The sequence below is a fragment of the Bartonella sp. AA86SXKL genome (genome assembly GCF_042196885.1).
Genome location: NZ_JBHIRE010000436.1, coordinates 1 through 286, shown reverse-complemented (window position 1 = coordinate 286; position 286 = coordinate 1). Strand labels below are relative to the sequence as shown.

The following is a 286-nucleotide window of genomic DNA, read 5'->3' as shown; positions in this document are numbered from 1 at the left end:
TAGACAATGGTTGGGAAAAACACTCTACAAACAAGGGGCGTTGCTCTCTGAACAACCACCTGCTATGAGCCATGAATCAGAACAGTTGCATGCTTTATATCAGCAATCTGTTGCTGCTGTTAAACAAAAGCATCATGACTTTGATCAAGCTGCCGATTTTATTTATGATACGCGAGCTAAGCAGTTGGCAGCTTTCTCTTCACTCTATCCTGAAATGGCTGACCCAAACGTCGTGGATGCGGTGATTGGTAATGAATTGAAACAGATTTTGCATGATTGTGCGAAA

At 42.3% G+C, this 286-nt stretch carries 1 pseudogene; it reads left to right on the top strand.

Annotation, left to right across the window (positions count from 1 at the left end):
• Nucleotides 1-286, top strand: a pseudogene (locus tag ACFIO5_RS12490) (hypothetical protein); the annotation flags it as partial.